General features: G+C 67.1%; 3 protein-coding genes and 1 pseudogene. All 4 read right to left on the reverse strand.

Features of this window, described 5'->3' with window-relative positions:
- Positions 1-382, reverse strand: a pseudogene (locus VGH54_RS22985) (PaaI family thioesterase); the annotation flags it as partial.
- A gap of 97 nt (positions 383-479) precedes the next feature.
- On the reverse strand, positions 480-3,452 hold the full coding sequence (locus VGH54_RS22990) for a bifunctional [glutamine synthetase] adenylyltransferase/[glutamine synthetase]-adenylyl-L-tyrosine phosphorylase (RefSeq protein ID WP_331514408.1): 2,973 nt from the start codon (positions 3,450-3,452) through the stop codon (positions 480-482).
- Positions 3,453-3,506: 54 nt separating this feature from the next.
- Positions 3,507-4,847 carry a type I glutamate--ammonia ligase gene (glnA, locus tag VGH54_RS22995; RefSeq protein WP_331514409.1) on the reverse strand — a complete coding sequence of 447 codons (1,341 nt, stop codon included), beginning with the start codon at positions 4,845-4,847 and terminating at the stop codon, positions 3,507-3,509.
- A gap of 103 nt (positions 4,848-4,950) precedes the next feature.
- Positions 4,951-5,523, reverse strand: a 573-nt coding sequence (locus VGH54_RS23000) for an alpha/beta hydrolase (RefSeq protein WP_331514410.1), incomplete at its 5' end; no start/stop codon positions are given.

Consider the following 5,523-nt stretch of genomic DNA (forward strand, 5'->3'; position numbering starts at 1 on the left):
CTCCGTGCACCAGCCCCGGCGGGCCCTCGTAAGCGGAGTCCAGGGTGAACTCGCTCCAGCACCGGGTGCCGTCACCCTCGTGATGAATGGTCAGCGGCGGGGCGATCGCGTTGCGCAGTCCGATCACGGCGTTGCCCCAGACGACCGGGCGTCCCCCGACCGCGTGACGCACCAGCTGCGACTCGTCACGCTGCCTGCTCCGCAACACATCGTTGGCCGCCCGGATGGCCGTTCTGGCCGCAGCGACTGATTCTGGGTCTGCGTCGGTGCGCAAAGCCAGCCGGATCAGTTCGCGCACGTCGTCGGTCAGCGGCGCGTAGAGCGCCGCGAGCCGATCGTGTTCGTCGGCGCTCATCACCTCGTAGGGGATCTTCGCGTCCAACCCCGCCTCCTAACGCTAGTGGCGGGCCTCCGTCAGCAGCCGACCGTTGCTTCCTTACTAACACCGAGTCATTCGGAGTGCCGCGGCCGGGGCTGGCTCATTCGTCGAAGATCTTGTGCACGACGGCTTTTGCGCGCCGAGTCACCCGCAGGTAGTTGTCCAGGAACGCGCCGCCGTCCCCGTTCTTCGCCCAGCCGGCCGCGACGGCGACGGTGTTGAGCAGGCGTCCCGGCCCGGGCAGCTGGTCGGTCGGCTTGCCGCGAACCAGCACCAGCGCGTTGCGGGCCCGCGTCGCGGTCAGCCAGGCCTCCCGCAACAGGGCCGCGTCTTCGCTGGTGATCAGCGCGGCCTCAGCGGCGGCGTCCAGGCTCTCCAGCGTCGAGGTGTTGTGCAGCGCAGCGATCTCGCTGGCGTAGCGCAGTTGGAGCAGCTGCACGGTCCACTCGATGTCGGCCAGTCCCCCGCGCCCCAGCTTGGTGTGGGTTTTCGGGTCGGCGCCGCGCGGGAGCCGCTCGGAGTCGACGCGCGCCTTCATCCGCCGGATCTCGAGGACCGCCTCCGCCGACACCCCGCCGGAGGGGTAGCGCGTCTTGTCGGCCATGTGCAAAAACCGCCGACCCAGATCCGCATCACCGGCCACCGCGTCGGCCCGCAGCAACGCCTGGATCTCCCACGGCTGCGCCCACTGCTCGTAGTAGGCGGCATACGACGCGAGCGTGCGGACCAGCGGACCGCTGCGACCCTCGGGCCGCAGATTGGCGTCGACTTCCAACGGCGGGTCGGCGCTGGGGGTCCCTAGGAGCGCGCGAATCTGCTCGGCCACGGTGATCGCCCAGCGCAGCGCGTCGGAGTCCTGCACACCGTCGGCCGGCTCGCAAACGAACAACACGTCGGCGTCGGATCCGTAGCCCAGCTCATGGCCGCCCAGCCGGCCCATGCCGATGACGGCGATGGCGGCCGGGGCGTCGCCGCTTTCCGGAAGGTTGGCCCGGATCACCGCCTCCAGAGCGGCCTGCAAAACCGCGACCCACACCCCGGTGAGCGCTGCACACACGTCGGTGACGTCGAGCATGCCCAGCAGATCGGCCGACGCAATGCGGGCCAGCTCACGACGGCGCAGCGAGCGCGCAATGGCGATGGCCCGAACCGGATCGCTCTGCCGGGCCGCCGAGGCCACCAAAGCACCGGCCACCGCCTCCGGGGCGACCTCGAGCAGCTTGGGGCCCGACGCCCCGTCGCTGTAGTTCTGGACGACTTCCGGCGCGCGCATCAAGAGTTCCGGCACATACGCCGACGTTCCGAGCACGTGCATCAATCGCTTGGCGACCGAAGGCTTATCGCGCAGCGTGGACAGATACCAGCGGTGGGCAACCATCACCTCGCTTAACCGGCGGTAGGCCAGCAGACCGCCATCCGGATCGGGGGTATCGGAGAGCCAATCAAGCAGTCGGGGCAGCAGCACCGACTGCACCCGGCCCCGACGGCCGCTCTGGTTGATCAATGCCGACAGGTGACTCAGCGCGCTTTGCGGAGCTTCGTAGCCGAGTGCGGCCAGCTGACGCTCGGCTGCCGCCGGCGTCATTCCCTGGGCGAACTCCAGGCCTTCTGGCACAAGCGATTCCAGTAACGGTTGGTAGAACAACTTCGCGTGCAACCGTGACACGCGCATGTGGTGGCGTTTCAGTTCCTCGCGCAGCACGCCCAGCCGGTCGCGACTGCCGTCGGGTCGTACATGAGCCGCCCGCGCCAGCCAGCGCAGCGCCTCGTCGTCCTCCGGCGCCGGCAACATGTGCGTGCGCTTGAGCCGCTGCAACTGCAGCCGATGTTCCAGCAGCCGAAGGAACTCGTAGGAGGCGGTCAGGTTGGCCGTGTCGTCGCGACCCACGTAGCCACCGGCGCCCAGTGCGGCCAGCGCGTCGAACGTCGACGCCACATGCAGCGACGCGTCGTTGCGGCCGTGCACGAGCTGCAAGAGCTGCACCGCGAATTCGACGTCTCGCAGCCCGCCGCTGCCGAGTTTGATCTCGCGGGTCCGCACATCGGCGGGCACCAGTTGCTCCACCCGTCGGCGCATGGCCTGGACTTCGCTAACGAAATCCTCACGCTCGCAAGCGTTCCAGACCATCGGCATCAGCGTTTCGATGTACTGCTTGCCCAGTTCGGCGTCGCCGACCGCAGGGCGGGCCTTCAGCAACGCCTGAAACTCCCAGGTCTTCGCCCAGTGCTGGTAGTAGGCGACATGCGAGTCCAGGGTGCGAACCAGCTCGCCGTGCCGGCCTTCCGGTCGCAGGCCGGCGTCAACCTGGAAGAAGGCGTCGGAGGCCAACCGCATCATCTCGCCGGCTATCCGCGCGGACACCTGATCAGCGGGCTCGGCAACGAAGATCACGTCGACGTCGCTGACGTAATTCAGTTCGCGCGCACCACATTTACCCATGGCGATGACAGCGATCCGGGGCGGGGTAGCGTCCCCGCACACCGTCATCTCAGCAACGGACAGCGCTGCCGCCAACGCGGCATCGGCCATATCGGCCAAGTGGGCGCCGACGTCCCGGAAGGACAACACGGGCTCGTTTTCGACCGTCGGCGCCAGATCCAGCGCGGCCAGCACCAGCAGCCGGTCGCGATAGTGAGCGCGCAGCCGCCACACCACCGACCCTGCGGCGGTTAGGGGTTCAGCGACGCACTCGGCGAACCCGGCACGCAGTTGCTCGGTAGAGGGCAGCTTCACATTGCCCTGCAACAGATGCCATGCCTGCGGGTTGGCGACTAAGTGATCTCCCAACGCCAGCGACGACCCGAGCACACCGAACAGCCGGCCGCGCAGTCCGCGGTCCGTGGCCAGCGCCGCGTTGAGCTCTGCCCAACCGTCGTCGAGTGCCTCGGCCAGCCGGACCGTCGCGCACAGGGCGGCGTCGGCGTCCGGTGCGCGCGACAGCGACCAGAGCACGTCGACGCAATCTTCGTTATTCCAACCCAGCTGAGCCAAATTCGCGTTCGCACGGTCGTCGACCAACCCGAGCCTGCCCACGCTGGGCACCTTCGACCGTTCGGTTACGGGTTGATTCACACCCTCGACGGTAGCGCAGATCGACCCGGCATTTGAGCGGGCCGCCGACACCGGCTACAGCGAAAGATAGGTCTTCAGCTCATAGGGCGTGACGTGACGGCGGTAGTTCGCCCACTCTGCACGTTTGTTGCGCAGGAAGAAGTCGAAGACGTGCTCCCCCAGCGCTTCCGCCACGAGCTCGGAGCCCTCCATCGCGCGCAGCGCTTCGTCGAGGCTGGACGGCAGCTCGCGATAACCCATCGCCCGCCGTTCGGTGGGAGTGAGATCCCAGACGTTGTCCTCGGCTTGCGGACCCAGGACGTACCCCTTCTCCACGCCGCGCAGCCCGGCCGCCAGCAGCACGGCGAACGCCAGATACGGATTGCAGGCCGAGTCGGGGCTGCGTACCTCGATGCGTCGCGACGAGGTCTTGTTAGGGCTGTACATCGGGATGCGGACCAGGGCCGACCGGTTGGCCGCGCCCCACGACGCGGCGGTGGGCGCCTCGCCGCCCTGCACCAGTCGCTTGTAGGAGTTGACCCATTGGTTGGTGACCGCGCTGATCTCGGAGGCGTGCTCCAGGATTCCGGCGATGAACGACTTGCCCACATCCGACAACTGCAGTGGGTCGTCGGCGCTGTGGAAGGCGTTGACGTCGCCCTCGAACAGGCTCATGTGGGTGTGCATGGCCGAGCCGGGGTGCTCCGCGAAAGGCTTGGGCATGAATGACGCCCGCGCACCGTTGTCGATCGCGACTTCTTTGATGACGTAGCGGAACGTCATGACGTTGTCGGCCATGGATAGCGCGTCGGCGAAGCGCAGGTCGATCTCCTGCTGGCCGGGCGCCCCTTCGTGGTGGCTGAACTCCACCGAGATGCCCATGAATTCGAGGGCGTCGATGGCTTCTCTGCGGAAGTTGGAGGCGGAATCGTGCACCGCTTGGTCGAAATAGCCGGCGTTGTCGACGGGAATGGGCGCCGACCCGTCGTTGGGACCGGGCTTCAGCAGGAAGAATTCGATTTCGGGATGCACGTAGCAGGAAAAACCGAGGTCGTTGGCCTTCTGCAGCTGACGCCGCAGCACGTGCCGCGGGTCCGCCCACGACGGTGAACCGTCCGGCATGGTGATGTCGCAGAACATCCGCGCGGAGTGATGATGACCGGAGGCGGTGGCCCAGGGCAGCACCTGGAAGGTCGACGGATCCGGGTTGGCCACGGTGTCGGATTCCGAAACGCGCGAGAAGCCCTCGATCGACGATCCGTCGAAGCCGATGCCCTCCTCGAAGGCGCCCTCGAGTTCGGCCGGGGCGATGGCAACCGACTTGAGGAAGCCAAGCACATCTGTGAACCAGAGCCGCACGAAGCGGATGTCCCGTTCCTCCAGCGTGCGGAGGACGAATTCCTTCTGTCGATCCATAACCCGCACACTAGGCAACACCTGTTAACTCCGTGTTACCGATGCCCGCTCAGAACCGTTGCGGACTCCTCAGACGGGCTGTTCGGGGCGGCTGGAGCCCGCCTTATGGCTGGCACCGCAAGGCCGTGGGCGGCAACGTCCCCGCAACGAAATAGCGTGTCACCGCGGTATCCACACACTGGTCGCCGTTGAACACCGCGGTGTGCTGAGTTCCGTCGTAAGTGATCAGTGGGCCACCCAACTGGCGGGCCAGATTTACCCCGGACTGATACGGCGTGGCGGGGTCGTGAGTGGTGGAGACCACGACGACCTTGCCCGGCGCGACCCGTGCCGCGCTGTGCGGCGTCGACGTCGCCGGCACCGGCCACAGGGCGCATAGATCGCGGGGAGCGTTCCCGGTGAACTGCCCGTAGCTAAGGAACGGAGCGGCCTGGCGGATCTGTTGGTCGGCGGACACCCAGCTTGCCGCATCCGTCGGCGTCGGCGCGTCAACACACCGGACCGCGTTGAACACGTCCTGGTCATTGCCGTAGTGCCCGTTTTTATCACGGTTCTCGTAATCGTCGGCGAGCGCCAGCAGGTCGCCGGCATCGGTGCCGTGCTGCAGCCCGAGCAGACCACTGGTCAGGTACTTCCAGTGCTGCGGGGTGTACAGCGCGTTGATTGTGCCGGTGGT

Source organism: Mycobacterium sp., from assembly GCF_036488105.1.
Taxonomy (GTDB): Bacteria; Actinomycetota; Actinomycetes; order Mycobacteriales; family Mycobacteriaceae; genus Mycobacterium.

What these genes read in the sequence shown, in the direction of transcription:
- glnA (WP_331514409.1), bottom strand. Translation starts at nt 4,847, where the DNA reads ATGGATCGACAGAAGGAATTCGTCCTCCGCACGCTGGAGGAACGGGAC.